Genomic DNA, 24,429 nt, shown 5'->3' with positions numbered 1-24,429 from the left:
TGCGGGCCGGGGGGGGCGTGTGCGCAACCCGGCGCAACGGGGTGCCGCTGCGCCCACCCGTGCCGCCCCAGCGGCACGACTGCCCGCAGCTATGCAGAGACGGGACTGCAACGCCCCAGGGGCGCGGGGAACTGCGCGACCAGCCACGACGGCGGGTCAGTCAAGTACGCACCCAAGACACACACCACCGCACGCCAGAGAGGCTGACCCCCGTGCACGACGACGACCTCCTCGCCCAAGCCACGCAGTGGCTCGCGGAGGACCCCGACCCGGACACCCGCGCCGAGCTGCAGGCCCTCCTCGACGCCGGCGACCACCCCGAACTGAAGGCCCGCTTCACCGGCACCCTCCAGTTCGGCACCGCCGGCCTCCGGGGCGAACTCGGCGCCGGCCCCATGCGCATGAACCGCTCCGTCGTCATCCGCGCCGCCGCCGGCCTCGCCGCGTACCTGAAGGCGCAGGGCCACGAGGACGGCCTCGTCGTCATCGGCTACGACGCCCGCCACAAGTCGGCCGACTTCGCCCGCGACACCGCCGCCGTGATGACCGGCGCCGGTCTGCGCGCCGCGCTGCTCCCCCGCCCCCTGCCCACCCCGGTCCTCGCCTTCGCGATCCGGTACCTGGGCGCGGTCGCGGGCGTGGAGGTCACGGCCAGCCACAACCCGCCCCGCGACAACGGCTACAAGGTCTACCTCGGCGACGGCTCCCAGATCGTGCCCCCGGCGGACGCCGACATCGCCGCGCGGATCGACGCCGTACGCACCCTGCACGACGTCCCGCGCCCGGAGAACGGCTGGCAGACCCTGGACGACACGACGCTGGACGCCTACCTGGCCCGCACGGACGCCGTCCTGGCCCCCGGCTCCCCCCGCACCGCCCGTACCGTCCACACGGCGATGCACGGCGTCGGCACGGACGTCCTCCTCGCGGCGTTCGCCCGCGCCGGCTTCCCGGAGCCGGCCCTCGTCGCCGAGCAGGCCGACCCGGACCCGGACTTCCCGACCGTCGCGTTCCCCAACCCGGAGGAGCCCGGCGCGATGGACCTGGCCTTCGCGAAGGCCCGCGAGACCGACCCCGACCTGATCATCGCGAACGACCCGGACGCCGACCGCTGCGCCGTGGCCGTCAAGAGCGGCGCGGACTGGCGCATGCTGCGCGGCGACGAGGTGGGCGCCCTGCTCGCCGCCCACCTGGTCGCCCGCGGAGCGCACGGCACGTTCGCGGAGTCGATCGTCAGCTCCTCCCTCCTCGGCCGCATCGCCGCCGCCGCGGGCCTGCCCCACGTCGAGACCCTGACCGGCTTCAAGTGGATCGCCCGCGCGGAGGGCCTGCGCTACGGCTACGAGGAGGCCCTCGGCTACTGCGTCGACCCGGACGGCGTCCGCGACAAGGACGGCATCACCGCCGCCCTGCTGGTCACGGAGCTGGCCTCCGCCCTGAAGGAGCGGGGCCGCACCCTCCTCGACCTCCTGGACGACCTCGCCGTGGAGCACGGCCTGCACGCCACCGACCAGCTCTCGGTCCGCGTGGAGGACCTGTCCGTCATCGCCGACGCGATGCACCGCCTGCGCGAGCAGCCGCCGCGGTCCCTGGCGGACCTGCCGGTGACGCACGCCGAGGACCTCACCAAGGGCACGGAGACGCTGCCGCCCACCGACGGCCTGCGCTACACGCTGGACGGCGCCCGGGTGATCGTCCGCCCGAGCGGCACGGAGCCGAAGCTGAAGTGCTACCTGGAGGTGGTCGTCCCCGTCGAGGACCACGCGTCGCTCCCGACGGCCCACGCGAAGGCGACGGACCTGCTGACGGCCCTGAAGCGGGACCTGTCCCGGGCAGCGGGCATCTAGCAGCACGGACTGTCCCGCAGCAGCACGCCACCCACCTCGATGGGGTGCCCCCACCCGGAGGCACCCCATCGAGTGATTTGCCCCCGCCCGTTGACCCGCCCTCCCCGCACCGGCCGCCCCCTCGGGCAACGGTGGACGCGAACCTGAGCCACCCGTGCCAGCCGTGCCACCCGAGCCCACCAGGGAGCCGCCGCCGTGTCCTCGACCGCCCCCGAGACCACCCAGAGCGGCCAGATCCCGGGCACCCGGCGCTCCAGCCCCCGCACCACGAGCGCCGGCCCCCCGCGCAGAGGGACCCGGGCCCACCGCCTGCTCCGCGCGGCCCACCGCGCCACGCCCGCCCTCGCCGCCTACCTGGCCGTACGCGGCACGGGCCTGCTCGCCCTGATCGTCTGGGCGCACCACCGCCACAAGGACGTCTGGCCGATCCTGGCGTCGCAGTGGGACGCCGACTGGTACCTGGGCATCGCGGACCACGGCTACGCGCACGATCTCGGCACCGACGACAACGCCAACAACCTGGCGTTCTTCCCGCTGTACCCGGTCCTGGTGAAGGCGGTGGCGGTGCTCACCCCCGGCACCCGCGCCTCCACCGGCCTGGGCGTGGCGATGGCGGCCTCGCTGCTGGCCGCGTGGGGCGTCTTCGCGGTGGGCAACCGCCTGCACGGCCGCCGCACCGGCGTGCTGCTCACCGTCCTCTGGGCGGCGTACCCGGTCGGCGCGGTGCAGTGGATGGGCTACACGGAGTCCCTGTTCACGGCGTGCGCGGCCTGGGCCCTGTACGCGGTCCTCACCGGCCGCTGGCTGTGGGCGGCCGGCTTCGCCTCGCTGGCGGGCCTGACCCGCCCGACCGGCGTGGCGGTGGCGGCGGCCGTCACGGCGGCGGCGCTGGCCCACCTGGTCCGCACCCGCAAGGCCGGCATCCCCCGGCTCCAGCCCGCCGCGGCCGCCCTCCTCGCCCCGCTCGGCTGGTGCGCCTACCTGGCCTGGGTCGGCCTGCGCCTGGGCCGCTGGGACGGCTACTTCGCCGTACAGCGGCTGTGGCACAACGAGCTGGACGGCGGCCTGCGCACCCTGCACCAGGTCCGCCAACTGCTGGCCCGCGACGCGACCCCGCAGCTGTTCCTGGTCCTGGTGACGCTCACCCTGCTCGCCTCGGTGGCGCTCCTCGCCCTCTCGGCGTGGGACCGCCAGCCGCTCCCGCTGCTGGTCTTCACCGCCGTACTGATGGCCATCGTGCTGGGCAGCGGCGGCGTCTACTTCCCCCGGGCCCGCTTCCTGCTGCCCGCCTTCCCCCTGCTCCTGCCGATCGCCGCCCACCTGGACCGGGCCACCCGCCGCCACCGCGCCCTGTTTTTGGCGACGGCGACCCTGGCCTCGGCCTACTGCGGCGGCTACATGCTCCTGGTCTGGCCGGCGGCACCGTGACCCCGCCGGCGACTTGAGTCTCCAGCGACTGGAGACAGCAGAGTAGGGGCCATGGACGCGACGACCCTGTACTCGATCGGGGAACTCTCCCGGCGGACCGGCCTCTCCGTGCGGACGATCCGGTTCTACTCCGACTCGGGCGTGGTCGCGCCGACCACCCGAAGCCCCGCCGGCCACCGGCTCTACGACCTCGACGCCCTGCGTCGCGTGGAACTTTTGCGCACCCTGCGTGACCTGGGCATCGACCTGGCCACCATCCGGCGGGTCCTGGACCGCGAGCTCTCGGTGGCGGAGATCGCCGCCGCGCACGCCGACGCCGTCGACGTGCAGATCCGGGCGCTGCGACTGCGCAGGAGTGTCCTGAGAGCCGTGGCCGGCCGCGGTTCCGATCCCGAGGAGGCCATGTCGGTGCACCGGCTCACCCAGTTGTCCGAGGAGGAGCGCCGACGCCTGGTCGACGACTTCGTGGCGGGCACCTTCGGCACGGCGGACGCCGACCCGGCGGCGGTGGCGATGGTGCGTGCCGCCACCCCCGACCTCCCCGACGATCCGTCCGGCGAGCAGGTCGCCGCCTGGGCGGAGCTGGCCGAACTGGTCGGCGACGACGGCTTCCGGGCCCGGATGCGGCGAGCGGCTCCGCGCCAGGCCGCCGGGCAGCCGTCCGCCGTCGAGAGCGAGGCCGGCGAGGAGCTGACGGCCCTCACCCGGCAGCGAGTGACCGAGGCCGTGGAGTCCGGCGTCGATCCGCTCGACGACAGGGCCGCGGCCGTCGTCGACGACCTCGTGCGGCGCTTCGGCGAGGTCTTCGCGCGCACTCCCGACCGGGCGTTCCGCGACTGGCTGGCGCGGCGGTTCGAAGAAGCGCACGACCCCGAGGTGGACCGGTACTGGCGGCTGGTGTGGATCGTCAACGGCTGGCAGGTGGTGCCGACCCTGGTCCCGGTGTACGCCTGGCTGGTTCAGGCCCTGCGGACCGACCGCGGCGCGGCACGCCGGCGCCCGCCCGCCGCGCTCACCCCACCGCCAGCAGCACCGCCAGCAGCACCGCCCCCGCCGCCGCGGGCCCCATGACCTCCCAGGCCCAGCGAACCCCGACCTCGCCCTGGGAGGTGGCGGCCTCGCGCCGGGCCTCCCTCACCTCGCGCAGGTCGTCCATGGCCTTGTCGGCCTCGGCCCGCACGGGCCCGCCGGCCGCACCGGCGCCACCGCCGCCCACGCCCAGCGCGTCCCCGCCGGCCATCATGCCCTGCATGCCGAACAGGCCCCGCCCGCGCCCGGCGCCCCCGGTGGCCGTCCGCCTGGCCGCCTGCCGGTTGGCCTTCTTCCGGGCCCGCAGCGAGACCGGGACGGCCCACAGCTGGTACTTGTCGCCAGACTCGGTGACGACCTCGTTGGAGTACCCCGACCGCAGCGCGGCGACCTGCCCCCAGGGCAGCACGACGACGCGGAACGGGTTGCGCACGCGCAGCCGGTCGTCGCCGGCGAAGACGGCGGGGCGCAGCGTGAAGGCGGTGACCAGCGGGACGAGCAGCAGCAGCGCCGCGAGCGCGAGCCAGGGCGTGCGCCCGTCGCCGGCCACCACGGCGTCGATGCCGAGCCACCCCACGAGACCGAGCACGAAGACGCCGCCGGCGATGCCCGCGGGCGACCGGTAGATCCGGTCCCGGGTGACGGGGTCCTGCGGCTGGGGCGGCGGTGACTGGTGCTCCGGGGTGGTCATGCCGCCGATTGTGCACGACGCCGTGGCAGCCCCTCGTAAGGGCGTCCGTCACTTCCGGGGGCTGTACAGCCGCTACGCGCGTAGATATGCTCGTCTGGTGACCATGCCCACCACTGCCCCACGACCCCCGGCGGAGCCCAGCGACGTCACCGCGTCCGACGCCGCCCTGCGCCGCTTCCTGCACGGCCTGCCCGGCGTCGACGCGGTCGGCCTGGAGGCGCGCGCCGCCTCGCTCGGCACCCGTTCCATCAAGACCACCGCGAAGGCGTACGCCCTCGACCTGGCCATCTCCATGGTCGACCTGACGACGCTGGAGGGCGCGGACACCCCGGGCAAGGTCCGGGCGCTCGGCGCCAAGGCGGTCCGCCCCGACCCGACGGACCGCACCAGCCCCGCGGCGGCGGCCGTCTGCGTCTACCCGGACATGGTCGCCACCGCCAAGGAGGCCGTCGCCGGTTCCGGTGTGAAGGTCGCCTCGGTCGCCACCGCGTTCCCCGCGGGCCGCGCCTCGCTCGCCGTGAAGCTGGCGGACGTGCGCGAGGCCGTGGAGGCGGGCGCCGACGAGGTCGACATGGTCATCGACCGCGGCGCTTTCCTGGCCGGCAGGTACCTGAAGGTCCACGACGAGATCACCGCCGTGAAGGAGGCGTGCGGCACCTCCGCCCGCCTGAAGGTCATCTTCGAGACCGGCGAGCTGTCGACGTACGACAACATCCGCCGCGCGAGCTGGCTCGGCATGCTGGCCGGCGCCGACTTCATCAAGACCTCCACCGGCAAGGTCGCGGTGAACGCGACCCCGGCCAACACGCTCCTCATGCTGGAGGCGGTCCGCGACTTCCGCGCGCAGACCGGCGTCCAGGTCGGCGTGAAGCCGGCCGGCGGCATCCGCACCGCCAAGGACGCCATCAAGTTCCTGGTACTGGTCAACGAGACCGCGGGCGAGGACTGGCTGGACAACCACTGGTTCCGCTTCGGCGCCTCCTCGCTGCTGAACGACCTGCTGATGCAGCGCCAGAAGCTGGCGACCGGCCGCTACTCCGGCCCCGACTACGTGACGGTGGACTGATCACCATGGCACCCCTTTTCGAGTACGCCCCCGCGCCCGAGTCCCGCGCGGTCGTCGACATCGCCCCGTCCTACGGGCTGTTCATCGACGGCGAGTTCACCGAGGCCGCCGACGGCAAGGTCTTCAAGACCGTCTCGCCCAGCACCGAGGAGGTGCTCTCGGAGGTCGCCGAGGCCGGCGAGGCCGACGTGGACCGCGCGGTGAAGGCCGCCCGCAAGGCGTTCGAGACGTGGTCGGCGCTGCCCGGCTCCGAGCGCGCCAAGTACCTGTTCCGCATCGCCCGGATCATCCAGGAGCGCAGCCGCGAGCTGGCCGTCCTGGAGACCCTGGACAACGGCAAGCCGATCAAGGAGACCCGCGACGCGGACCTCCCCCTGGTCGCCGCGCACTTCTTCTACTACGCGGGCTGGGCCGACAAGCTGGAGCACGCCGGCTTCGGGGCGAGCCCGCGTCCGCTCGGCGTCGCGGGCCAGGTCATCCCCTGGAACTTCCCCCTCCTGATGCTGGCGTGGAAGATCGCCCCGGCACTGGCGACCGGCAACACGGTCGTCCTGAAGCCGGCCGAGACGACCCCGCTCTCCGCCCTGTTCTTCGCGGACGTCTGCCGCCAGGCGGGCCTCCCCAAGGGCGTCGTCAACATCATCACCGGCGACGGCCGTGCCGGAGCCGCGCTGATCGCGCACCCGGACGTGAACAAGGTGGCCTTCACCGGCTCCACGGCCGTCGGCAAGGAGATCGCCCGCACGGTCGCGGGCAGCCGCAAGAAGCTCACCCTGGAGCTGGGCGGCAAGGGCGCCAACATCGTCTTCGACGACGCGCCGGTCGACCAGGCCGTCGAGGGCATCGTCAGCGGCATCTTCTTCAACCAGGGCCAGGTCTGCTGTGCGGGCAGCCGCCTCCTTGTGCAGGAGTCGGCGCACGACGAGGTCCTGGACGCCCTCAAGCGCCGCCTCTCCACGCTGCGCCTCGGCGACCCGCTGGACAAGAACACCGACATCGGCGCGATCAACTCCGCCGAGCAGCTGGCCCGGATCACCGCGCTGGCCGACCAGGGCGAGGCGGAGGGCGCCGAGCGCTGGTCCCCGGCCTGCGAACTGCCCTCCTCGGGCTACTGGTTCGCCCCGACGGTCTTCACGAACGTCACGCAGGCGCACACCGTCGCCCGCGACGAGATCTTCGGCCCGGTCCTCTCGGTCCTCACCTTCCGCACCCCCGACGAGGCCGTCGCCAAGGCCAACAACACCCCGTACGGTCTCTCGGCCGGCATCTGGACGGAGAAGGGCTCGCGCATCCTGGCGGTCGCGAACAAGCTCCGCGCGGGTGTCATCTGGTCCAACACGTTCAACAAGTTCGACCCGACGTCGCCCTTCGGCGGCTACAAGGAGTCGGGCTACGGCCGCGAGGGCGGCCGGCACGGCCTGGAGGCGTACCTCGATGTCTGACCAGAACCGTCTGAGTGTCTTCAAGACCTACAAGCTGTACGTGGGCGGCAAGTTCCCGCGTTCCGAGAGCGGCCGGGTGTACGAGGTGACTGACGCCAAGGACAAGTGGCTGGCCAACGCCCCGCTCTCCTCCCGCAAGGACGCCCGGGACGCGGTCGTGGCCGCGCGCAAGGCGTTCGGCGGCTGGTCCGGCGCGACGGCGTACAACCGCGGCCAGATCCTCTACCGCGTCGCGGAGATGCTCCAGGGCCGCCGCGACCAGTACGTGGCGGAGGTGGCCGACGCCGAGGGGCTGTCGAAGTCCAAGGCGGGCGTCCAGGTCGACGCGGCGATCGACCGCTGGGTCTGGTACGCCGGGTGGACCGACAAGATCGCCCAGGTGGTGGGCGGCGGCAACCCGGTCGCGGGCCCGTACTTCAACCTGTCCTCCCCCGAGCCGACCGGCGTCGTCGCCGTGCTCGCCCCGCAGGAGTCGTCGCTGCTCGGCCTGGTCTCGGTCGTCGCGCCGGTCATCGCCACCGGCAACACGGCGGTCGTGATCGCCTCCGAGAAGGCCCCGCTGCCCGCCCTCTCCCTCGGCGAGGTGCTGGCCACCTCCGACCTGCCGGGCGGCGTGGTCAACGTCCTGTCGGGCCGTACGGCGGAGATCGCGGCGCCGCTCGCCGCGCACCAGGACGTCAACGCGATCGACCTCGCGGGCGCCGGCGAGGAGCTGGCGAGGGAGCTGGAGGTCGCCGCGGCGGACAACCTCAAGCGCGTCCTGCGTCCACAGCCTGTGGACGACTGGGCGGCGGCGCCGGGCACCGACCGCCTGACGGCGTTCCTGGAGACCAAGACGGTCTGGCACCCGACGGGCGCGCTGGGCGCGTCGGGGTCCTCCTACTGACCCAGGGGGCGTGGGGGGGGCGTCAGCGGAGCATCCGTGCCGCGTCCCCCACCAGCGGGATCCCGCCCAGCGACTGGGCCTGGGCGACCGGGCCGGTCAGCGCGGTCGAGGTGAGCGGCTTGAAGCCGCCGAACTGGGTGCCGACGCCGTTGTCCAGCGGGTCGACGCCGGTGCCGGCCAGCGGGTTGGGCTTGAGGTCGGAGACCGGCCCGGTGACGTAGCCGACGGTGCCGGTGAGGGCCTGGAGGCCGGCCTGCGGGTCGATGTTGCCCAGCGAGGTCGGGCGGGTGTGGGCGACGCCGCCCAGCAGGTCGTCGGCGGAGGCCGCCGCCGTGCCCGCCGCCAGGGCGACGCCGGCGGTGGCGAGGACGACCAGGGCGCGCTGGGCGTTCGGGGTGCGGGGGGTCGCGTGTCGGGCCATCGTTCGAGCCACCTCGTGCTTCGGAGTGCTTCGCAGTGCTTGAGAGTGCTGCAGACTGCTTCGGTAGTACCGCGTAGGGTAATCGGTTCGACGCGCAGCGTAGTTGAGATGTGACGCGCGCTTCAAAGCCGACCCGCGGGGTCGTACGGCACCCCGCCATGCGCCAGACTGGTCTCCCGTGAGCTCCCAACCGCCCATACCGACGCGAGTCGTGCTGCTCTGCGGCCCCTCCGGCTCCGGCAAGTCCCTCCTCGCCGCCGCCTCCGGGCTGCCCGTGCTGCGGCTCGACGACTTCTACAAGGAGGGCGACGACCCGACGCTGCCGCTGGTGGCGGGGAGTTCCGACATCGACTGGGACCATCCGGGGTCCTGGGACGCGGAGGCGGCCGTCAGGGCGATCGCCGAGCTGTGCGCGACGGGCCGCACGAGCGTCCCGGTCTACGACCTCTCGCTCAGCGCCATCACCGGCGCCGACCAGGTGGACATCGGGCGCACCCCGCTGTTCCTCGCCGAGGGCATCTTCGCCGCCGAGATCGTGGCGCGCTGCCGGGAGCTGGGCGTGCTGGCCGACGCGCTGTGCCTGAGCCGGGGCCCGGTGACCACCTTCCGGCGCCGGTTCCTGCGGGACCTGCGGGAGGGGCGCAAGTCGGTGCCGTTCCTGCTGCGCCGCGGCTGGCGGCTGATGCGCCAGGAGCGGTCGATCGTCGCCCGCCAGACGGCGCTGGGCGCCCACGCCTGCGACCGCGACGAGGCGATGGGCCGGCTGGCCGCCGCGGCGGCGGGACGCCGGGCGCCGTCGGCGCGTACGGCGGCTTAGCGGGTCCCCCGCACACGTGGAGGAGCGGGACCGGACGGACCCCCCGGCCCTCCGGTCCCGCTCCTCTTTGTGCTCCCCCGTGTCCCCCCGTATCTCCCCCGCGAGGACCCCCGTCCCCTCGGGAGGTCCCCACCCCCCGTGGTGCTTCCCCCGTGAGTAAGAGCCCGGGCCCCGCCCCCTGATACACCCCGGGTTCTCACATCTTTGGTGAGCCTTCAGGCGACCAGTTCGCCGAAGGCGTCCTCCTGGTCCCGGCCGAAGCTCAGGACCTCGTCGTCGCGCAGCCGGCGCAGCGAGCGCCAGATGCTGGACTTCACGGTGCCGACGCTGATGTTGAGGATGTCCGCGATCTCCGGGTCCGTGCGGCCCTCGTAGTAGCGCAGGACCAGCATGGTGCGCTGCAGCTCGGGAAGGCGGGCGAGCGCCTGCCACAGGACGGTGCGCAGCTCGGTGCCGCGCATGGCGTCCGTGTCGCCGGCCGTCTCCGGCAGCTCCTCGGTCGGGTACTCGTTGAGCTTGCGGCGCCGCCAGGCGCTGATGTGCAGGTTGGTCATGGTGCGGCGCAGATAGCCGCCGACGGCCGCCTTGTCGGTGATCCGGTCCCACGCCCGGTAGGTCGAGAACAGCGCGCTCTGCAGCAGGTCCTCGGCCTCGTAGCGGTCGCCGGTGAGGTGGTAGGCGGTGGCGTACAGGGAGGCGCGGCGCTCCTGGACGTAGGCGGTGAACTCCGCCTCCGTCAGGGAGCGGCGCTCCCCCTCTGCCTCCCTGTGCGCGCTTCCCCCGTGCTCCGCGTCGACCACCGTCATGATCGCGGTGGTGTGCTGACGCCCGGCGCCGCGAGCGGCCCCCCGCCGGTTGACGTCGTGCAGACGCGTGACCACTGCGCTGGTCCTGATGCCGTGCAGCGTGTTCATCTCGCGCCCCCCGTCGTGGAGTTCCGGTCGTACAACCTGCTGTGGTGCGGGGCGGTGCTGCTCTGCCCGTGCCGAAAAGCCTGCCGGGGCGACTTCATCGCGGTGTCCGCCGACTGTCACAGGGCTGTCACAGGGCCCCGTCGCTCCCGGCCGGGACGGTCGGTCGCCCCCATGGGTCGAAGCCGGGCGCGCCATGGGCCAGAATGAGCGCGTGCCTTCCCTGTTGCTGATCGAGGACGACGACGCCATCCGTACGGCCCTGGAGCTCTCCCTGACGCGCCAGGGCCACCGGGTGGCCACCGCTGCCAGTGGTGAGGACGGTCTGAAGCTGCTGCGCGAGCAGCGCCCCGACCTGATCGTGCTGGACGTGATGCTGCCCGGCATCGACGGTTTCGAGGTCTGCCGGCGCATCCGGCGCACCGACCAGCTGCCGATCATCCTGCTGACCGCGCGCAACGACGACATCGACGTGGTGGTCGGCCTGGAGTCGGGCGCCGACGACTACGTGGTGAAGCCGGTGCAGGGGCGGGTGCTCGACGCCCGCATCCGGGCCGTGCTGCGGCGCGGGGAGCGGGAGTCCAGCGACTCGGCGAGCTTCGGCAGCGTGGTCATCGACCGCTCGGCGATGACCGTCACCAAGAACGGCGAGGACCTCCAGCTCACCCCGACCGAGCTGCGGCTGCTCCTGGAGCTGAGCCGGCGGCCCGGACAGGCGCTGTCCCGGCAGCAGTTGCTGCGCCTGGTGTGGGAGCACGACTACCTGGGCGACTCCCGCCTGGTGGACGCCTGTGTGCAGCGGCTGCGCGCCAAGGTGGAGGACGTGCCGTCCTCCCCGACCCTGATCCGTACCGTGCGAGGCGTCGGCTACCGGCTGGACCCGCCTCAGTGACAGAGGAACACCAGGGGGACCCGGCTCAGCCGGGAGGGCCGGACGGCTCGGGGGGCCCGCGGGGCTGGTCCGCGCGGCGCAAGGGGGTCTGGTCGCGGGTCCGGCTGACCAGCCTGCGGCTGCGGCTGGTCGTCGTCTTCGGCCTGGTGGCGCTGACCGCCGCCGTGTCGGCGTCCGGGATCGCGTACTGGCTGAACCGCGAGGCGGTGCTCACCCGCGCCCAGGACGCGGTGCTGCGCGACTTCGAGCAGGAGATGCGCTACCGGGCGGGCGCGCTGCCCGAGCACCCCACGCAGGACGAACTCCAGCACACGGCCGGGCAGATGGCGAACAGCAGCCAGCGCTTCGGGGTGCTGCTCGTGTCCCGCAACGCCGACGGGCAGGCCGTCTACGGCAGTTCGGGCGGGCTCGGCGGCTTCGCGCTCAGCGACGTGCCGGCCTCGCTGCGCGAGGCGGTGGACAAGGAGCAGAAGGTCACCTCGGCCAACGAGTACGCCTACCACCTCTACTGGCAGCGGATCACCGACGGCGACACCCCCTACCTGGTGGCCGGCACCCGAGTGATCGGCGGCGGGCCCACCGGGTACCTCCTGAAGTCCCTGGAGCCGGAGGCCAAGGACCTGGACTCCCTGGCCTGGTCGCTGGGGATCGCCACCGCGCTGGCCCTGATCGGCTCCGCGCTGCTCGCGCAGGCGCTGGCGACGACCGTGCTCAAGCCGGTGCACCGGCTCGGCGTCGCCGCACGGCACCTCGGCGAGGGCCGCCTCGACACCCGGCTGCGGGTCTCCGGCACCGACGAACTGGCCGACCTGTCACGGACGTTCAACAGTGCCGCCGAGGCGCTGGAGAAGCGGGTCGCGGACATGGCGGGCCGGGAGCAGGCGTCCCGGCGCTTCGTGGCCGACATGAGCCACGAGCTGCGCACCCCGCTGACCGCCATCACGGCGGTGACGGAGGTGTTGGAGGAGGAGCTGGAGTTCGAGAGCGGCAGCATCGACCCGATGATCGAGCCGGCCGTGCGCCTGGTGGTCAGCGAGACGCGGCGCCTGAACGACCTGGTGGAGAACCTGATGGAGGTGACCCGCTTCGACGCGGGCACCGCCCGCCTGGTCCTGGACGACGTCGACGTGGCCGACCAGATCACCGCCTGCATCGACGCCCGCGCCTGGCTGGATGCCGTCGACCTGGACGCCGAGCGCGGCATCCACGCCCGCCTCGATCCGCGCCGCCTGGACGTCATCCTGGCCAACCTGATCGGCAACGCCCTCAAGCACGGCGGCTCGCCGGTGCGGGTGTCGGTGACGCGGGCGGACGACGCGGTGGTCATCCGGGTGCGCGACCACGGGCCCGGCATCCCCGAGGACGTCCTGCCGCACGTCTTCGACCGCTTCTACAAGGCCAGCGCCTCCCGCCCGCGCTCCGAGGGCAGCGGCCTCGGCCTCTCCATCGCGCTGGAGAACGCCCACATCCACGGCGGCGAGATCACCGCGGCCAACTCCCCGGAGAGCGGCGCGGTGTTCACCCTGCGCCTGCCGCAGGACACGTCCCCGCCGACGGAGGACGACGACGACGCCGGCTCCGGGAGCCCGGACGACGCGAAGGGACAGCCCGGATGACCGCGCCCCGCCGCCTCCTGGCGCTCCCGGTACTCGCCGCGCTGCTCACCGGCTGCGGCATCCGCGCCACCGAGGTCCCCACGGACTACGGCCCCGCCCCGTCCCGGGTCCGCTGCACCCTGAGCGACCGCGACGCCACCCCGGCCGCCTCACCGGGCCTCCCCGTGCAGGTCTTCCTGCTCTGCGGCTCGTCGCTGGTCGCGGTGGACCGCACGGTCCGCGTCCCGGACGGCGCGGCCGACTCCGAGCGCCGCGTCCTGGTGGCCCAGGGCCTCCTGGACGTCCTCGCGTCACCGCCCTCGGCCGCGGAGAAGGAGGCCGGCTACACGACCGACCTCCGCGGCGGCACGACGGTCACCGGCCCGCGCCGCGGCGACCCGGCGGACACCCTGCGCCTCTCCACCGCCCCCGGCGACCTCACCTCCTACGCCCTCGCCCAGGTCGTCTGCACCTTCGCCGACTCGGCCGCCGCCGAGGTAGACGGCTCGGTCGTCCTGGCCGGCCCCGCCGACACCCACCCCCGCCGCTACACCTGCACGGACGAGGTCCGCACCCGCCCGGGCACGAAGGAGCCGCCGTCCAGCGGGGTGGCGGGGGCGGGGTGAGGCACTTCCAGAGGCGCCCCTGGGCCCCTGACCGTTGTGGACGGTGTCGGACTCCGAGGGCGCTTCACTCCTGACGAGCCACCCGACCGGGGAGGTGTGGCGCAGGACTCATGCGGGTAGACGCCCCGCCGGAACCGCCCGTGCCGGGGGTGGCGTCTAGGGGGGCGTGCAGCGCAAAGGGTTCGTCGGCGGTGGCGTCGTGCTCCGGGTTCGGGTGACGGGGGGTGTCCTCCTCGTCGCACATCTCCTGTTCGTCGCCTGGTACACGCTGCGTCCCCTGGACGTCCCCTGGATCCTGCCCGCCAATGTGCACCCCCTGGACGGGATACGCGCCGACCTCGCCCTGAGCTGGCCGGCGGCGGTGCGGGCGTTGGGTGGGGCCCTGGGGCTGCTCGCGCCGCTCGGGGTGCTGCTGCCGATGGCGGGGGGCAGGGCGGTCGTCTCCACGGCGGGGTCGCTGCTGCGGACCACCGCCGCGGGCGCGCTGCTGTCGCTCGGCATCGAGTTGCTCCAGACCGGTGTGCCGGGGCAGGTCGTCGACGTGGACTCGGTGCTGCTGAACACCCTGGGCGTGGCCCTCGCGCACCTCGCGGTCGTCCCCGCGGTGCGGGCGCGGCTGCGCCGCGGGGAGGAGCGGGGCGGCGCCGAGGGGGTGCTGCGGGAGGAGCCCGCTCAGGGGCGGACCCCGACGATTCCCAGGGTCGGTATCGCCCCGTAGAGCGACGCTTCGTCCCGTTCGTCTGCGTAGCGTGGACGGTGGATGAAGGGGCAGCCGGAAGAAGGAAGAGCGCCCCACCGAGACCACCAAGGAGCTGCGATGTCCCGCCTCGCCCGTCCCACCCACGGTCGCATGATCGGCGGCGTGTGCGCCGCGCTGGCCCGTCGCTTCGGCACCTCGGCCGGCACGATGCGGGTGATCTTCGTGGTCTCCTGCCTGCTGCCGGGGCCGCAGTTCCTGCTCTACCTGGCGCTGTGGATCCTGCTGCCGTCGGAGGAGAAGGCCGCCCGCACGGCCTGGTGACCCGACGGCAGGGCCCCCGCGACGGTCCGTCGCGGGGGCCCTGCCGTGCCGGGGCTCAGCCGCCCAGCGGCAGGCCGTTCACCGGGAGGCCCTTGGTGGGCAGGCCCTTGGTCGGCAGGCCGCCGAGGAGGCCGGCGACCGGCTTGGTCGGGCCCTGCGAGAGCTGCTGGTCGACGATCTGCTCGAGGACCGGCTGCGCGGCCTTCAGGCCGGTGTTGCTGACGCGACGGCCGGCCTCCAGGGTGTGCCCGGTGCCCGGCGCCACCTGGGAGACGGTCTCAGCGGGGAGCATGCGGGCGACCCCGTCCACCGTCGAGGCGGCGTCCGGGAGGGCCGGGGCCGCGTCGGCCGCGCCGGCACCGGCGGCGGCGAAGGCGGCGCCGAGGGCGGCGACACCGAGGGTCCTGACAGCAGACTGCTTCATGAAATGCGTCCTCGAGACGGGGTGTGGGGATGGGATGTCGGGAAATGCGGGGTGCTTGACCGTAAACATCCCGCGCCACCCGCGGCAAACACCGAAATGCGGACGGAGGATGCACGCCCGCCCGCGTATCTCGTATTACCGTCCGCTCCCGCTCATCCCCTGTTCGACGCGTAAGCGCTGGTGGGAGCGGGGTCCTGGAACAGCCACGCGGCCTTCAACTCCGCGAACCCGGGCTTGATCACGTCATTGATCATGGCCAGTCGTTCATCGAAAGGAATGAACGCTGATTTCATCGCATTGACGGAGAACCACTGGATGTCGTCGAGCGTGTAACCGAACGCGTCGACCAGGTGCTCGAATTCCCGGGTCATCGTGGTGTGGGACATCAGCCGGTTGTCCGTGTTGACGGTGGCCCGGAAGTGCAGTCGGCGCAGCAGTCCGATGGGGTGCTCGGTGTAGGAGTCGGCGGCGCCGGTCTGGAGGTTGGAGCTGGGGCACAGCTCCAACGGGATCCGCTTGTCCCGCACGTACGCGGCGAGCCGGCCGAGCGCGACGGTGCCGTCCGCCCGGACCTCGATGTCGTCGATGATCCGCACCCCGTGGCCGAGCCGGTCGGCGCCGCACCACTGGAGCGCCTGCCAGATGGAGGGCAGCCCGAATGCCTCGCCGGCATGGATGGTGAAGTGGTTGTTCTCGCGCTTGAGGTACTCGAAGGCGTCCAGGTGCCGGGTCGGCGGGTGGCCCGCCTCCGCGCCGGCGATGTCGAAGCCGACGACGCCCGAGTCCCGGTTGCGGTTGGCCAGTTCGGCGATCTCCAGGGCGCGGGCGGCGTGCCGCATGGCGGTGAGCAGCGCGCCGACGCGGATGCGGTGCCCGGCCTCCCGGGCCCGCCGCTCGCCCTCCCGGAAGCCCTCGTTCACCGCCTCCACGACCTCCTGAAGGCTGAGCCCGCCCTCCAGGTGCTGCTCGGGCGCGTAGCGCACCTCGGCGTAGACCACGCCGTCGGCGGCGAGGTCCTCGGCGCACTCGGCGGCGACCCGCACCAGGGCGTCGCGGGTCTGCATCACGCCGACGGTGTGCGCGAACGTCTCCAGATACCGCTCCAGCGACCCGGAGTCGGCGGCCTCCCGGAACCACGCCCCGAGCCGCTCGGGGTCGGTCTCGGGCAGGGCGGTGTAGCCGGTGGCGCGGGCGAGTTCGACGACCGTGGCGGGGCGCAGGCCGCCGTCGAGGTGGTCGTGCAGCAGCACCTTCGGGGCCCGGCGGATCTGCTCCGGGGTGGGGGCGGGGGGTCGTACGGTCGTCGTCGCCGTGCTGTGGGTCGTCGTCATCGTGGCACTGTAACTCCTACGCGCGTAGAGGGCGTTGCACGGCGCACCACCGGGGCGGTTCCGGTGCGGTGCCGGGGCCGGGTGTACAGGTGCGCCGATATGTAACGGTGATTGCGCGGACAGGTGGCGTACACCCTCGCTTCTGAGAATGTTCTGTCATGGCACAGCAAGCGACGCCGCTGCGTGAGGCACGGCTGGGGCGGGGGCTCGGGGCGCCGGGTGCGGCGGTGGGCGGTGTGGTGCTGCTGCTGCCCGGTGGGGACGAGGTGTCCGAGCGCAGGCCCTCGCCGCTGCGGGCCGCCGCGTCGGTGCGGGCGCTGGGGCGCGGCCTGGTGCGGGCGGGGCGGGAGGAGGGCCTGGCCGCGCACGTCGTGCACTACCGCTGCCGGGGCTGGAACGGCGCCCGGGCGCAGCTCGCCCACGACGCCGCCTGGGCCGTCGAGGAGGCCGTGCGGCGCTATGGCGACGTGCCGGTGTGCCTGGCCGGCGTCGGCATGGGCGGGCGGGCGGCGCTGCGGGCCGGGGGGCACGAGGCGGTGGGCGCGGTCGTGGCGCTGGCGCCCTGGCTGCCGGACGAGGACCGGGCCGCCGAACCCGAGCCGGTCAAGCAGCTCGCCGGGCGCCCGGTGCTGATCGTGCACGGCACGAAGGACGGGCGCAGCGACCCGGAGTTGTCCTTCCGGCTGGCCGCGCGGGCGAAGAAGGCCAACCGGGAGGTGTGCCGGTTCGAGGTGCACTCCGACGGGCACGGCCTGCGGAGCTACCGCGACGAGGTCGCCGCTCTGACGGAGGACTTCGTGCTCGGCGCCCTCTTCGGCCATCCCTACGCCCGTCCCCTGGAGGACGCCCTGGCCGCGCCGCCGCCGCTGGGGCTGCGGATGCCGCTGGCGGTGGGGTTCGGGAGTTCCCTGCGGAAGTGAGCCGCGGCGGTGAGACCGTACGGCCGGTGAGACCGTTTGGCCGGTGAGACCGTACGGCCGGTCAGGCCGTCGCCTCCGACAGGTACCGCGCCACCGGGCCCAGGGTCAGCATCCCGCCGGCGGCACCGGCGTGTTCCGCGGCGGCGGGGCGCAGGGCGGCCACGGCTCGGGCCGCCGTCTCGATGTCGCCGAGGCGCGCGGCGGCGTGGGCGGCCAGGCACCACAGGGCCTCCTGCATGTGGTCGTGCGGGGGTGCGGGCAGCACGGTGAGGGCGGTGCGGGCCTCCTCGGTCCGGTCCTGGGCGAGGAGGACGAGGGGGCGCGCCCAGGGGCGGTACGGGCCCCAGTCGAGGTGCGGGTCGGTGGGCGCGGGGCGGTCGTGCAGCAGGCGCAGGCCCAGAAGGGCGAGCGGGAACAGGCCGCGGTGCAGCCCCGGCATGCCGGCCGTCCGCAGGGCGTCCTCGGCGGCGCGGTACCGGGCCGCGGCGGTGGCCGCGCTCGGGCCGCCGGGCTCGGTACCGCGGGCGGCGGTGGCCCGGGCCCGGAACCACGCGGTGAGGACGGGGACGAGGGGCGCCTCGGTGGTGGCGGCGAGATGGTCGGCCGCGTCGGCGTGCGCGGTCGCGGCGTCGAGGTCGCCGAGGGCCGAGGCGGACTGCAGGCGGATGAGCCGGCCGAGCACGGCGAAGTGCGGCAGGCCGTGCCGGGTGGCCAGGTCGAGGATCTCCCGGCCGGTCCGGTCCCGGGTCGCCGCGAGGCCGGGGCGGGTGAAGGACTGCAGGAACACGCCGTTGAGGGCGAAGGCCAGCAGGGCGGGGTCGGCGAGGTCGCGGGCCAGCGCCTCGGCCTGCCGGGCCGCCTCCCGCGCACGGTCCGGCTCGGTCCCGGACAGGTCGGCGCTGCGGCTCTCCACGGCGACCGTGGCCAGGAGGCGGGCGCGCAGGTCGGCGGGGGCGCCGGGACCGAGCGCGGTGAGCGTGCGCTCGGCAGCCGCGACGACGGCGCGGGACTGCTCGGGATCGTCGGCCCGGCTCCAGAGGGCGGGGACGTCGTAGGCGCCGATGATCCGGGCGGTCAGGGAGAGGTCTCCGGTGCGCTCCGCCGCCCGGATCGCGGCGAGGCGGTCACGCCGGGAGTGGATCAGGGCGTCGCCGCCCGCCAGGGCGAGGGTGCGGGCCAGGTCCACGGTGGTGCGCGGGCCCAGCCGGATGCCGGGGCCGGTCCATGAGGTACTCGCGGCGGCGGCGGACCCGGTGAGGATGTCCGTCTCCAGCTTGCTCAGTTCGGCACCGGGATCGAGTCCGAGCTGGTCGACCAGCATCGCGCGGGCCCGGCGCAGGGTGGCCAGCGCGTCGGCCCGGCGGCCCGCCCGGTGCAGCGCGCGGGCCAGCAGCGCCCAGGCGGGCTCGCGCCACGGGTGCTCGGCGACATGGGCGCCGAGGCCGGCGACGAGATCGGCCCCCTCACCGGAGTCGAGGAGGATGCGCGCGCGCAGCTCCACCGCCTCGAGACGCAGCTCCTCCAGCCGGGTCCGCTCGCGCCCCGCCCAGGCCGCGTCGGGCAGGTCGGCGTAGGCGGGACCGCGCCAGGCGGCGAGCGCCGCGCCGAGGCCGGTCACCGCCTCGGGGTGACGGCGGGCCCGGGCCAGGGCGTCCTCGAAGCGGTGGACGTCCACCTCCTCGCGCGGCAGGCGCAGCGCGTAGCCGGTGCCCTCGGTGACGAGGACGCGCGGCGGGGTGCGGGGCGCCCGGTCGGGTTCGAGGGCGCGGCGCAGCGCGGCGACGAATGTCCGCAGCGCACCCACGGCGCGGGCCGGCGGATCGGCCCACAGGTCGTCGACCAGGGTGTCGGTGGAGACCATGCGCCCCTCGGCGGCGACGAGCCGGGCGAGAACCTCGCGGTGACGCGGCCCGCCCAGGTCGACCGGGCCGCCGTCGTCGCGGCGGGCACGCACCGCGCCGAGCACGTCGATCTGCATGCGCCTCATCCTGCGCGGCGGGGGCCGGTCGCGGCCAGCCGTGCTGATCGGTGAGGTGAGGACGAGCCGAGCGAAGGCCGCCCGGTGGCGGCGCCCACCCAGCTCGACCAGTCCACCGTCGCCGCCAAGGGCACCCACCGCGCCGACCACCTCGACCCGCGTGCCCCTCATCCTGCGTGCCGCAGGCCGGCCGTACTGATCGGCTGCTGATCGGCGTCGCCCACGCTGGTCCGGTCGGCCCCCGACCCGTAAGAACGGCCCCCGACCCGTAAGGACGGTCCCTCATGACGCCCACCATCCCCGGCTTCGACCAGGTCCACCTGCCCGGTGCGGACGGCGTGCGGCTCGCCGCCGCCGTCGGGGGAAGCGGTACCCCCGTCGTGCTGCTGCACGGCTTCCCCCAGACACACCTGATGTGGCGCCACGTCGCCGCGCGGCTCGCCGCCGAGCACACGGTGATCTGTCCCGACCTGCGCGGCTACGGCGCCAGCGACAAGCCGGCCGCCACCGGCCCGGAGACGTACGCCAAGCGCACGATGGCCGCCGACGTCATCGCCCTGGCGGCAGCGCTCGGGCACGAGCGCTTCGCCCTCGTCGGGCACGACCGGGGCGCCCTGGTCGCCTTCCGGGCCGGCCTCGACCACCCGGAGACCGTCACCCACCTGGGCATCCTCGACGTCGTGCCGACCCTCGACATGTGGCACGTGCTGCACGGCGTCCCGGCGGCCGTCGGCTATCACCTCTTCCTGATGGCCCAGCCGCCGGGCCTGCCGGAGACGATGATCGCGAACAGCGCGGACGCGTTCTTCGGCTCGTTCCTGGACGCCTGGGCCGCCGACCCGGCCGCGATGCCGGCGGAGGTGCGCGCCGCGTACCTGCGGGCGAGCGCCGCGGCGGTGCCGTCGATCGTCGCGGACTACCGGGCCTCGGCCGGCATCGACGTCGAGCACGACCAGGCCGACCTGGACGCGGGGTCGCAGCTGGCCATGCCCGTGACCGTCGTCCAGCAGGACTGGGGCGCCCGGCTCGGCTACGACGCCGCCGGGGTGTGGCGGGCCTGGGCGCCCGACCTGGACCACCGGCTGACCCGGGCGGGGCACTTCATGGCCGAGGAGGCGCCCGACGAGATCGCGGCGGCCGTCCGGGACCTGCTGGCCCGCTGAGCGCCCCCTAGGGCGTGTCCGCAAAGTCGCGTCGTCCGCCCGTAGGGCGGGCCTGGCGGCGTCCGGTGCGTGCTCTCGGCGTGCCGGACGGACGCCCGCGTGCTGGTTGTACGCGGGTGTTCGGCCGGTGCGGCGAGTGGGGGTCCCCCCTGCTCGAAGAGCTTGGGGGAGCGTGCCGGGCGTCGCCAGGCAGGCGAGACTTTGCGGACACGCCCTAGGGGAGCAGATGGCCCCGGCGGGAGAGCAGGAACTTCTTGAACGCCGCGACCGGCGGCGTGTCCGTCCGCCCCGCGAGCCACGCGACGCCGATCTCGCGGGCCGCCCGCGGCGCGGTGACCGTCAGTTCCGCGACGCCGGGGCGGGGCACGGCCGGCGGGGGCAGCAGGGCGACGCCGAGGCCCGCCGCGACCAGGCCGCGCAGCGTCTCCGCCTCCTCGCCCTCGAAGGCCACCCGGGGTCGGAAGCCGGCCTCGCGGCACAGGTCGTCGGTGATGCGGCGCAGGCCGTAACCGGGCTCCAGGGTCACGAAGTTCTCCTCCGCGGCCTCGGCCAGCCGGATCCGCCGGCGCCCGGCGAGGCGATGCTCGGCGGGGACGACGAGGCGGAGCTTCTGCTCGTCCAGGCGCCGGGCGACCAGGTCGGGGGCGTCGGGCACCGGGGAGGTCAGGCAGAGGTCCAGCTCGCCGGCGCGCAGCCGCTCGAGCATCGCCTCGCCGTAGTTCTGGACCAGGCTGAAGCGGACCCGGGGGTGGTCGGCGCGGAAGGCGTGCAGCAGGCCCGGCACGGTCTCGGCGCCCATGGTGTGCAGGAAGCCGAAGGCGACCTTGCCGGTGGCCGGGTCGGCGTCCGCGCGGACCTCGTCGGCGGCGCGCTCGACCTCGGCGAGGGCGCGTTCGACGGAACCGAGGAAGGTGCGCCCGGCCGGGGTGAGGGCGAGGGTGCGGCCACGGCGTACGAACAGGTCGACGCCGAGGTCGGCCTCCAGGCGGACCAGGGCGCGGGAGAGGGTGGACTGCGGGACGTTCATCTCCTGCGCGGCCCGCGTCACGTGCTCGGTGCGGGCGACGCCGGCGAAGTACGCGAGGCGCGGGGCGAGCAGCGCGACGATGTCTTCTGTGTCACCGGTCGGTGACAGCCGACGCGGTGAGCTGTACTGATGCACCATGGGAACGATTATGGCGAGTCCGTGCATTGGACGGATGAGTCGCGTGCTCCTTACGGTCCGAGTATGACTCCCGCTGATACCGGGGCGTCCACCACCGTGGGCGCCGCCACCCCGTCCGTCTCCCCCTCCGCTCCCCCTGCCGACCCCCGGATGGTCCCCGGCGGGCCCGGCTACCGCCGGATGAGCCTCGCCCTCTTCCTGGCCGGCGTCGCCACCTTCGCGCTGCTGTACGCGACGCAGGCGCTGCTGCCGCTGATCTCGGCGGACATGGGCGTCACGGCGGGCGACGCGTCCTGGACGGTGGCCGCCGCGACCGGCGGGCTCGCGGTGTTCGTGCTGCCGATGAGCGCGCTGTCGGAGCGCTTCGGGCGGCGTACGGTCATGACGGCCGCGCTGGCCGTCGCGGTGACCGTCGGCCTCCTGGTGCCCTTCGCCCCCTCGCTGCCGGCGCTGGTCGCGCTGCGCGCGGTGCAGGGCGCGGCGCTGGCCGGCCTTCCGGCCTCGGCGACGGCGTACCTCGCGGAGGAGGTCTCGCCGAAGGCGCTGGTCACCGCGATCGGGCTGTTCGTGGCGGGCAACAGCGTCGGCGGGATGAGCGGCCGGGTCATCACCGGCTGGGTCGCGCAGGAGTGGGGCTGGCGGGTCGCCGTCGGCGTGATCGGCGCGGTGGCGGTGGCGTGCGCGGTGGCCTTCCGGCTGCTGCTCCCGGCGCCGCGGAACTTCCGACCCGGCTCGCTGCGCCCGCGCGTGCTGCTCGGCACGGTCCGCGACCACCTGGCCGACCCGCTGCTGCGCCGGCTGTACGCGATCGGCGCGCTGTTCATGACGGTCTTCGGCGGCGTCTACACGGTGATCGGCTACCGCCTGACCGACGCGCCGTTCTCCCTGCCGCAGGGCATCATCGGCTCGATCTTCCTGGTCTACCTGGTCGGCACGGTCTCCGCGTCGGCGGCGGGCCGCCTGGTGGGCCGGCTCGGCCGGCGGGGCGCGCTCTACCTGGGCGGCGGCACCACGGCGGCGGGCCTGCTGCTGTCGATGGCCCCCTCCCTGCCCCTGGTCCTGCTCGGCCTGGTCCTCATCACGGCGGGCTTCTTCGCCGGGCACGCGGTGGCGTCGTCGGCGGTGAGCAAGACCGCGACCCACGGCCGCGCGCAGGCCGGCGCGCTGTACCAGTCGGCGTACTACATCGGCTCCAGCGTCGGCAGCACGGTCGGCGCGACCGCCTTCCACGCGGTGGGCTGGAACGGCACGGTCGGGGTGGGGCTCCTCGCGGTGGCCGGCGTCGTCACGCTGACGGTGTGCGGCACGCTGGCGGCCCGCCGGGCGACGGCCGGGAACCCCGTCACCGCTTGACTCCCCGACCGCCCTGACCTGCACGTTCCCCCACTCCGCAGGCCGTTGTCAGTGGGCTGCGGTAGCTTCCGAAGTGCGAGGCGCGACGGCGCGCACGTCGAAGGCACTTGGGGTGGGTGGGCGACGATGACCGAGGGAACCGCGACGCTGGAGCTGGACGCGGCGCTGGAGAAGCACCGCGTCGAGCTGACGGGGTACTGCTACCGGATGCTCGGCTCCTCCTTCGAGGCCGAGGACGCGGTGCAGGACACCCTGGTGCGGGCCTGGCGGAGCTACGAGAAGTTCGAGGGCCGCTCCAGCCTGCGCTCGTGGCTGTACCGCATCGCGACCAACGTCTGCCTGGACATGCTGTCGGCGGGCAACAAGCGGGCCCGTCCGATGGACCTGACGGAGTCCACGCCGCTGGCGCAGGCCGCCCTCTCCCCGCGCCCGGACCACACCTGGCTGGAGCCGGTGCCGGACGCGCGGGTGCTGCCGACGACCGACGACCCGGCGGAGGCGGCGGTCGCGAAGGAGTCGGTGCGGCTCGCCTTCATGGCCGCGCTGCAGGACCTGCCGCCCAAGCAGCGGGCGGTGCTGATCCTGCGCGAGGTGCTGGCCTGGCGGGCCAGCGAGGTCGCCGAGCTGCTCGGCACCTCGGTCGCCTCGGTCAACAGCGCGCTCCAGCGCGCCCGGGCCACGCTCGCCGAGCGCAAGGACAGAGCCGGTGACGCCGCGGTGTCCGACCCGCTGGACGAGGAGCAGCAGAAGCTCCTGGAGCGGTATGTGGCGGCCTTCGAGGGCTACGACATGGCGGCCCTGACGGCGCTCCTCCACGAGGACGCGATCATGACGATGCCGCCGCTCGACCTGTGGCTGACCGGCACGGCCGACATCACCGGCTTCATGACCACCTTCGGCTCCGCCTGCGCCGACTCCCGGCTGGTGCCGGTGCGGGCCAACGGGCTGCCGGCCTTCGCGCACTACAAGCCGGACCCGGAGAACGGCGGCTTCATGCCGTGGGCGGTGCAGGTCCTGGAGATCTCAGACGGCCGCATCACCGGGTTCCACTTCTTCCTCGACACCGAGCGCTGGTTCCCGCTCTTCGACCTCCCCCTCCGCCTCGAAGCGGAGCCCGACCAGGTCGAGGAGGGCGTATAGCGCGGGATCGGCGTCCCGCAGCCGTATCCGCCCCCCGGCCCGCCGGGCGGTGAGCTGCAACCGCGCCAGCAGTTCCACGTGCCGCAGCCCGGGCGGCCCGAGCCCGCCCACGTCGCAGATCACCACCCCGCCCCGGGCACGAGCCAGCAGCGCCCCCACCTCACCACACAGCCGGGGCACCTCCCCTCGGGAGACGGGCCCCGGCAGCACGAGCACGGCGGGTGGTGTCTTGGCGTCCACGTGCGGTAGACGGGGAGCCGGGGGCTAACTCATCGGTGGCGGA

General features: G+C 74.2%; 25 protein-coding genes. 17 read left to right on the top strand and 8 right to left on the bottom strand.

Annotated features, from left to right (window positions below; all coding sequences use genetic code 11):
• Nucleotides 1-212: 212 nt before the first annotated feature.
• The 3 genes from ACGFZL_RS08150 to ACGFZL_RS08140 all read left to right on the top strand — a co-directional run bounded on the left by ACGFZL_RS08150 (nt 213) and on the right by ACGFZL_RS08140 (nt 4,346).
• Nucleotides 213-1,847 carry a phospho-sugar mutase gene (locus ACGFZL_RS08150; protein ID WP_393690092.1) on the top strand — a complete coding sequence of 545 codons (1,635 nt, stop codon included), beginning with the start codon at nt 213-215 and terminating at the stop codon, nt 1,845-1,847.
• Between the two features lie 195 nt (nt 1,848-2,042).
• Complete coding sequence (locus ACGFZL_RS08145; protein WP_393690091.1) at nt 2,043-3,275, top strand: hypothetical protein; 1,233 nt, start codon at nt 2,043-2,045, stop codon at nt 3,273-3,275.
• Nucleotides 3,276-3,326: 51 nt separating this feature from the next.
• Nucleotides 3,327-4,346, top strand: a complete 1,020-nt coding sequence (locus ACGFZL_RS08140) for a MerR family transcriptional regulator (RefSeq protein WP_393690090.1) — start codon at nt 3,327-3,329, stop codon at nt 4,344-4,346.
• On the opposite strand, the gene ACGFZL_RS08135 is transcribed toward ACGFZL_RS08140, so the two are convergent.
• The gene (locus tag ACGFZL_RS08135; RefSeq protein ID WP_355174573.1) at nt 4,288-4,995 is read right to left on the bottom strand and encodes a PH domain-containing protein; all 708 of its coding nucleotides are present in this window, start codon (nt 4,993-4,995) and stop codon (nt 4,288-4,290) included. The genes ACGFZL_RS08140 and ACGFZL_RS08135 overlap by 59 nt on opposite strands.
• A gap of 103 nt (nt 4,996-5,098) precedes the next feature.
• Between ACGFZL_RS08135 and deoC the strand changes: the two genes are divergently transcribed.
• The 3 genes from deoC to ACGFZL_RS08120 are packed head-to-tail and all read left to right on the top strand — an operon-like array spanning nt 5,099 to nt 8,389.
• On the top strand, nt 5,099-6,061 hold the full coding sequence (deoC, locus tag ACGFZL_RS08130) for a deoxyribose-phosphate aldolase (RefSeq protein ID WP_393690202.1): 963 nt from the start codon (nt 5,099-5,101) through the stop codon (nt 6,059-6,061).
• Between the two features lie 5 nt (nt 6,062-6,066).
• Entirely contained in the window at nt 6,067-7,503 is a 1,437-nt protein-coding gene (locus tag ACGFZL_RS08125) for an aldehyde dehydrogenase family protein (RefSeq protein WP_393690089.1), read from the top strand.
• Entirely contained in the window at nt 7,496-8,389 is an 894-nt protein-coding gene (locus ACGFZL_RS08120) for an aldehyde dehydrogenase family protein (RefSeq protein WP_355174577.1), read from the top strand. The genes ACGFZL_RS08125 and ACGFZL_RS08120 overlap by 8 nt, the downstream gene beginning before the upstream one ends.
• A 22-nt stretch (nt 8,390-8,411) precedes the next feature.
• Here ACGFZL_RS08120 and ACGFZL_RS08115 read toward each other — a convergent pair whose 3' ends face one another.
• Nucleotides 8,412-8,810 carry a hypothetical protein gene (locus tag ACGFZL_RS08115; RefSeq protein ID WP_355174579.1) on the bottom strand — a complete coding sequence of 133 codons (399 nt, stop codon included), beginning with the start codon at nt 8,808-8,810 and terminating at the stop codon, nt 8,412-8,414.
• A gap of 178 nt (nt 8,811-8,988) precedes the next feature.
• Here ACGFZL_RS08115 and ACGFZL_RS08110 point away from each other — a divergent pair, with 178 nt between their 5' ends.
• Complete coding sequence (locus ACGFZL_RS08110; protein WP_393690088.1) at nt 8,989-9,627, top strand: uridine kinase; 639 nt, start codon at nt 8,989-8,991, stop codon at nt 9,625-9,627.
• A 215-nt stretch (nt 9,628-9,842) separates the two neighbouring features.
• On the opposite strand, the gene ACGFZL_RS08105 is transcribed toward ACGFZL_RS08110, so the two are convergent.
• Nucleotides 9,843-10,541, bottom strand: coding sequence for a SigE family RNA polymerase sigma factor (locus tag ACGFZL_RS08105; protein WP_355174583.1), 699 nt, complete (start codon nt 10,539-10,541; stop codon nt 9,843-9,845).
• Between the two features lie 211 nt (nt 10,542-10,752).
• Here ACGFZL_RS08105 and afsQ1 point away from each other — a divergent pair, with 211 nt between their 5' ends.
• The 5 genes from afsQ1 (at nt 10,753) to ACGFZL_RS08080 (ending at nt 14,672) form a co-directional block, all read left to right on the top strand.
• The gene (gene afsQ1 / locus ACGFZL_RS08100) at nt 10,753-11,430 is read left to right on the top strand and encodes a two-component system response regulator AfsQ1 (RefSeq protein WP_355174585.1); all 678 of its coding nucleotides are present in this window, start codon (nt 10,753-10,755) and stop codon (nt 11,428-11,430) included.
• Nucleotides 11,427-13,046 (top strand): ATP-binding protein, encoded by a 1,620-nt coding sequence (locus ACGFZL_RS08095; RefSeq protein WP_393690087.1) that lies wholly within the window; start codon nt 11,427-11,429, stop codon nt 13,044-13,046. Before afsQ1 ends, ACGFZL_RS08095 begins: the two co-directional genes overlap by 4 nt.
• Nucleotides 13,043-13,651 (top strand): hypothetical protein, encoded by a 609-nt coding sequence (locus ACGFZL_RS08090; RefSeq protein WP_393690086.1) that lies wholly within the window; start codon nt 13,043-13,045, stop codon nt 13,649-13,651. The genes ACGFZL_RS08095 and ACGFZL_RS08090 overlap by 4 nt, the downstream gene beginning before the upstream one ends.
• A 166-nt stretch (nt 13,652-13,817) precedes the next feature.
• The gene (locus tag ACGFZL_RS08085; protein ID WP_355174591.1) at nt 13,818-14,369 is read left to right on the top strand and encodes a VanZ family protein; all 552 of its coding nucleotides are present in this window, start codon (nt 13,818-13,820) and stop codon (nt 14,367-14,369) included.
• Between the two features lie 99 nt (nt 14,370-14,468).
• A complete protein-coding gene (locus ACGFZL_RS08080) occupies nt 14,469-14,672 on the top strand; it encodes a PspC domain-containing protein (RefSeq protein ID WP_007444212.1) in 204 nt (67 codons plus the stop codon).
• 55 nt (nt 14,673-14,727) lie between these two features.
• Here ACGFZL_RS08080 and ACGFZL_RS08075 read toward each other — a convergent pair whose 3' ends face one another.
• Together ACGFZL_RS08075 and ACGFZL_RS08070 are read right to left on the bottom strand one after the other, a co-directional pair.
• Nucleotides 14,728-15,096 carry an ATP-binding protein gene (locus ACGFZL_RS08075; protein ID WP_355174593.1) on the bottom strand — a complete coding sequence of 123 codons (369 nt, stop codon included), beginning with the start codon at nt 15,094-15,096 and terminating at the stop codon, nt 14,728-14,730.
• Between the two features lie 152 nt (nt 15,097-15,248).
• Nucleotides 15,249-16,427, bottom strand: coding sequence for an adenosine deaminase (locus tag ACGFZL_RS08070; RefSeq protein ID WP_393690085.1), 1,179 nt, complete (start codon nt 16,425-16,427; stop codon nt 15,249-15,251).
• 158 nt (nt 16,428-16,585) lie between these two features.
• Here ACGFZL_RS08070 and ACGFZL_RS08065 point away from each other — a divergent pair, with 158 nt between their 5' ends.
• Nucleotides 16,586-17,347, top strand: coding sequence for an alpha/beta hydrolase (locus ACGFZL_RS08065; protein ID WP_393690084.1), 762 nt, complete (start codon nt 16,586-16,588; stop codon nt 17,345-17,347).
• A 61-nt stretch (nt 17,348-17,408) separates the two neighbouring features.
• On the opposite strand, the gene ACGFZL_RS08060 is transcribed toward ACGFZL_RS08065, so the two are convergent.
• A complete protein-coding gene (locus ACGFZL_RS08060; RefSeq protein WP_393690083.1) occupies nt 17,409-19,325 on the bottom strand; it encodes a BTAD domain-containing putative transcriptional regulator in 1,917 nt (638 codons plus the stop codon).
• An 84-nt stretch (nt 19,326-19,409) separates the two neighbouring features.
• On the opposite strand from ACGFZL_RS08060, the gene ACGFZL_RS08055 reads away from it, so the two are divergent.
• Together ACGFZL_RS08055 and ACGFZL_RS08050 are read left to right on the top strand one after the other, a co-directional pair.
• Complete coding sequence (locus ACGFZL_RS08055) at nt 19,410-19,535, top strand: hypothetical protein (protein WP_393690082.1); 126 nt, start codon at nt 19,410-19,412, stop codon at nt 19,533-19,535.
• 74 nt (nt 19,536-19,609) lie between these two features.
• A complete protein-coding gene (locus tag ACGFZL_RS08050; protein ID WP_393690081.1) occupies nt 19,610-20,488 on the top strand; it encodes an alpha/beta fold hydrolase in 879 nt (292 codons plus the stop codon).
• A 214-nt stretch (nt 20,489-20,702) separates the two neighbouring features.
• Here ACGFZL_RS08050 and ACGFZL_RS08045 read toward each other — a convergent pair whose 3' ends face one another.
• Nucleotides 20,703-21,653, bottom strand: coding sequence for a LysR family transcriptional regulator (locus tag ACGFZL_RS08045; RefSeq protein WP_393690080.1), 951 nt, complete (start codon nt 21,651-21,653; stop codon nt 20,703-20,705).
• A 63-nt stretch (nt 21,654-21,716) separates the two neighbouring features.
• Here ACGFZL_RS08045 and ACGFZL_RS08040 point away from each other — a divergent pair, with 63 nt between their 5' ends.
• Together ACGFZL_RS08040 and ACGFZL_RS08035 are read left to right on the top strand one after the other, a co-directional pair.
• Nucleotides 21,717-23,006: an MFS transporter gene (locus ACGFZL_RS08040; RefSeq protein ID WP_393690079.1), complete on the top strand. Its 1,290-nt coding sequence runs from the start codon at nt 21,717-21,719 to the stop codon at nt 23,004-23,006.
• 126 nt (nt 23,007-23,132) lie between these two features.
• Nucleotides 23,133-24,146 carry a sigma-70 family RNA polymerase sigma factor gene (locus tag ACGFZL_RS08035; protein WP_393690078.1) on the top strand — a complete coding sequence of 338 codons (1,014 nt, stop codon included), beginning with the start codon at nt 23,133-23,135 and terminating at the stop codon, nt 24,144-24,146.
• Here ACGFZL_RS08035 and ACGFZL_RS08030 read toward each other — a convergent pair.
• On the bottom strand, nt 24,030-24,386 hold the full coding sequence (locus tag ACGFZL_RS08030) for an STAS domain-containing protein (protein ID WP_393690077.1): 357 nt from the start codon (nt 24,384-24,386) through the stop codon (nt 24,030-24,032). The genes ACGFZL_RS08035 and ACGFZL_RS08030 overlap by 117 nt on opposite strands.
• Between the last annotated feature and the right edge of the window lie 43 nt (nt 24,387-24,429).

Source organism: Streptomyces sp. NPDC048182 (genome assembly GCF_043202555.1).
Classification (GTDB): domain Bacteria; phylum Actinomycetota; class Actinomycetes; order Streptomycetales; family Streptomycetaceae; genus Streptomyces.
The sequence above is the reverse complement of the archived record's forward strand: the minus strand, read 5'-3'. Positions and strand labels throughout refer to the sequence as shown.

Bases quoted from the DNA above. Each gene is read 5' to 3' on its own strand.
- ACGFZL_RS08050 (WP_393690081.1), top strand. From the start codon at position 19,610: ATGACGCCCACCATCCCCGGCTTCGACCAGGTCCACCTGCCCGGTGCG.
- ACGFZL_RS08035 (WP_393690078.1), top strand. From the start codon at position 23,133: ATGACCGAGGGAACCGCGACGCTGGAGCTGGACGCGGCGCTGGAGAAG.
- ACGFZL_RS08105 (WP_355174583.1), bottom strand. From the start codon at position 10,541: ATGAACACGCTGCACGGCATCAGGACCAGCGCAGTGGTCACGCGTCTG.
- ACGFZL_RS08060 (WP_393690083.1), bottom strand. From the start codon at position 19,325: ATGCAGATCGACGTGCTCGGCGCGGTGCGTGCCCGCCGCGACGACGGC.
- ACGFZL_RS08115 (WP_355174579.1), bottom strand. From the start codon at position 8,810: ATGGCCCGACACGCGACCCCCCGCACCCCGAACGCCCAGCGCGCCCTG.
- ACGFZL_RS08065 (WP_393690084.1), top strand. From the start codon at position 16,586: ATGGCACAGCAAGCGACGCCGCTGCGTGAGGCACGGCTGGGGCGGGGG.
- ACGFZL_RS08135 (WP_355174573.1), bottom strand. From the start codon at position 4,995: ATGACCACCCCGGAGCACCAGTCACCGCCGCCCCAGCCGCAGGACCCC.
- ACGFZL_RS08040 (WP_393690079.1), top strand. From the start codon at position 21,717: ATGACTCCCGCTGATACCGGGGCGTCCACCACCGTGGGCGCCGCCACC.
- ACGFZL_RS08120 (WP_355174577.1), top strand. From the start codon at position 7,496: ATGTCTGACCAGAACCGTCTGAGTGTCTTCAAGACCTACAAGCTGTAC.
- ACGFZL_RS08045 (WP_393690080.1), bottom strand. From the start codon at position 21,653: ATGGTGCATCAGTACAGCTCACCGCGTCGGCTGTCACCGACCGGTGAC.
- ACGFZL_RS08080 (WP_007444212.1), top strand. From the start codon at position 14,469: ATGTCCCGCCTCGCCCGTCCCACCCACGGTCGCATGATCGGCGGCGTG.
- ACGFZL_RS08090 (WP_393690086.1), top strand. From the start codon at position 13,043: ATGACCGCGCCCCGCCGCCTCCTGGCGCTCCCGGTACTCGCCGCGCTG.
- ACGFZL_RS08140 (WP_393690090.1), top strand. From the start codon at position 3,327: ATGGACGCGACGACCCTGTACTCGATCGGGGAACTCTCCCGGCGGACC.
- ACGFZL_RS08075 (WP_355174593.1), bottom strand. From the start codon at position 15,096: ATGAAGCAGTCTGCTGTCAGGACCCTCGGTGTCGCCGCCCTCGGCGCC.
- ACGFZL_RS08125 (WP_393690089.1), top strand. From the start codon at position 6,067: ATGGCACCCCTTTTCGAGTACGCCCCCGCGCCCGAGTCCCGCGCGGTC.
- deoC (WP_393690202.1), top strand. From the start codon at position 5,099: ATGCCCACCACTGCCCCACGACCCCCGGCGGAGCCCAGCGACGTCACC.
- ACGFZL_RS08070 (WP_393690085.1), bottom strand. From the start codon at position 16,427: ATGACGACGACCCACAGCACGGCGACGACGACCGTACGACCCCCCGCC.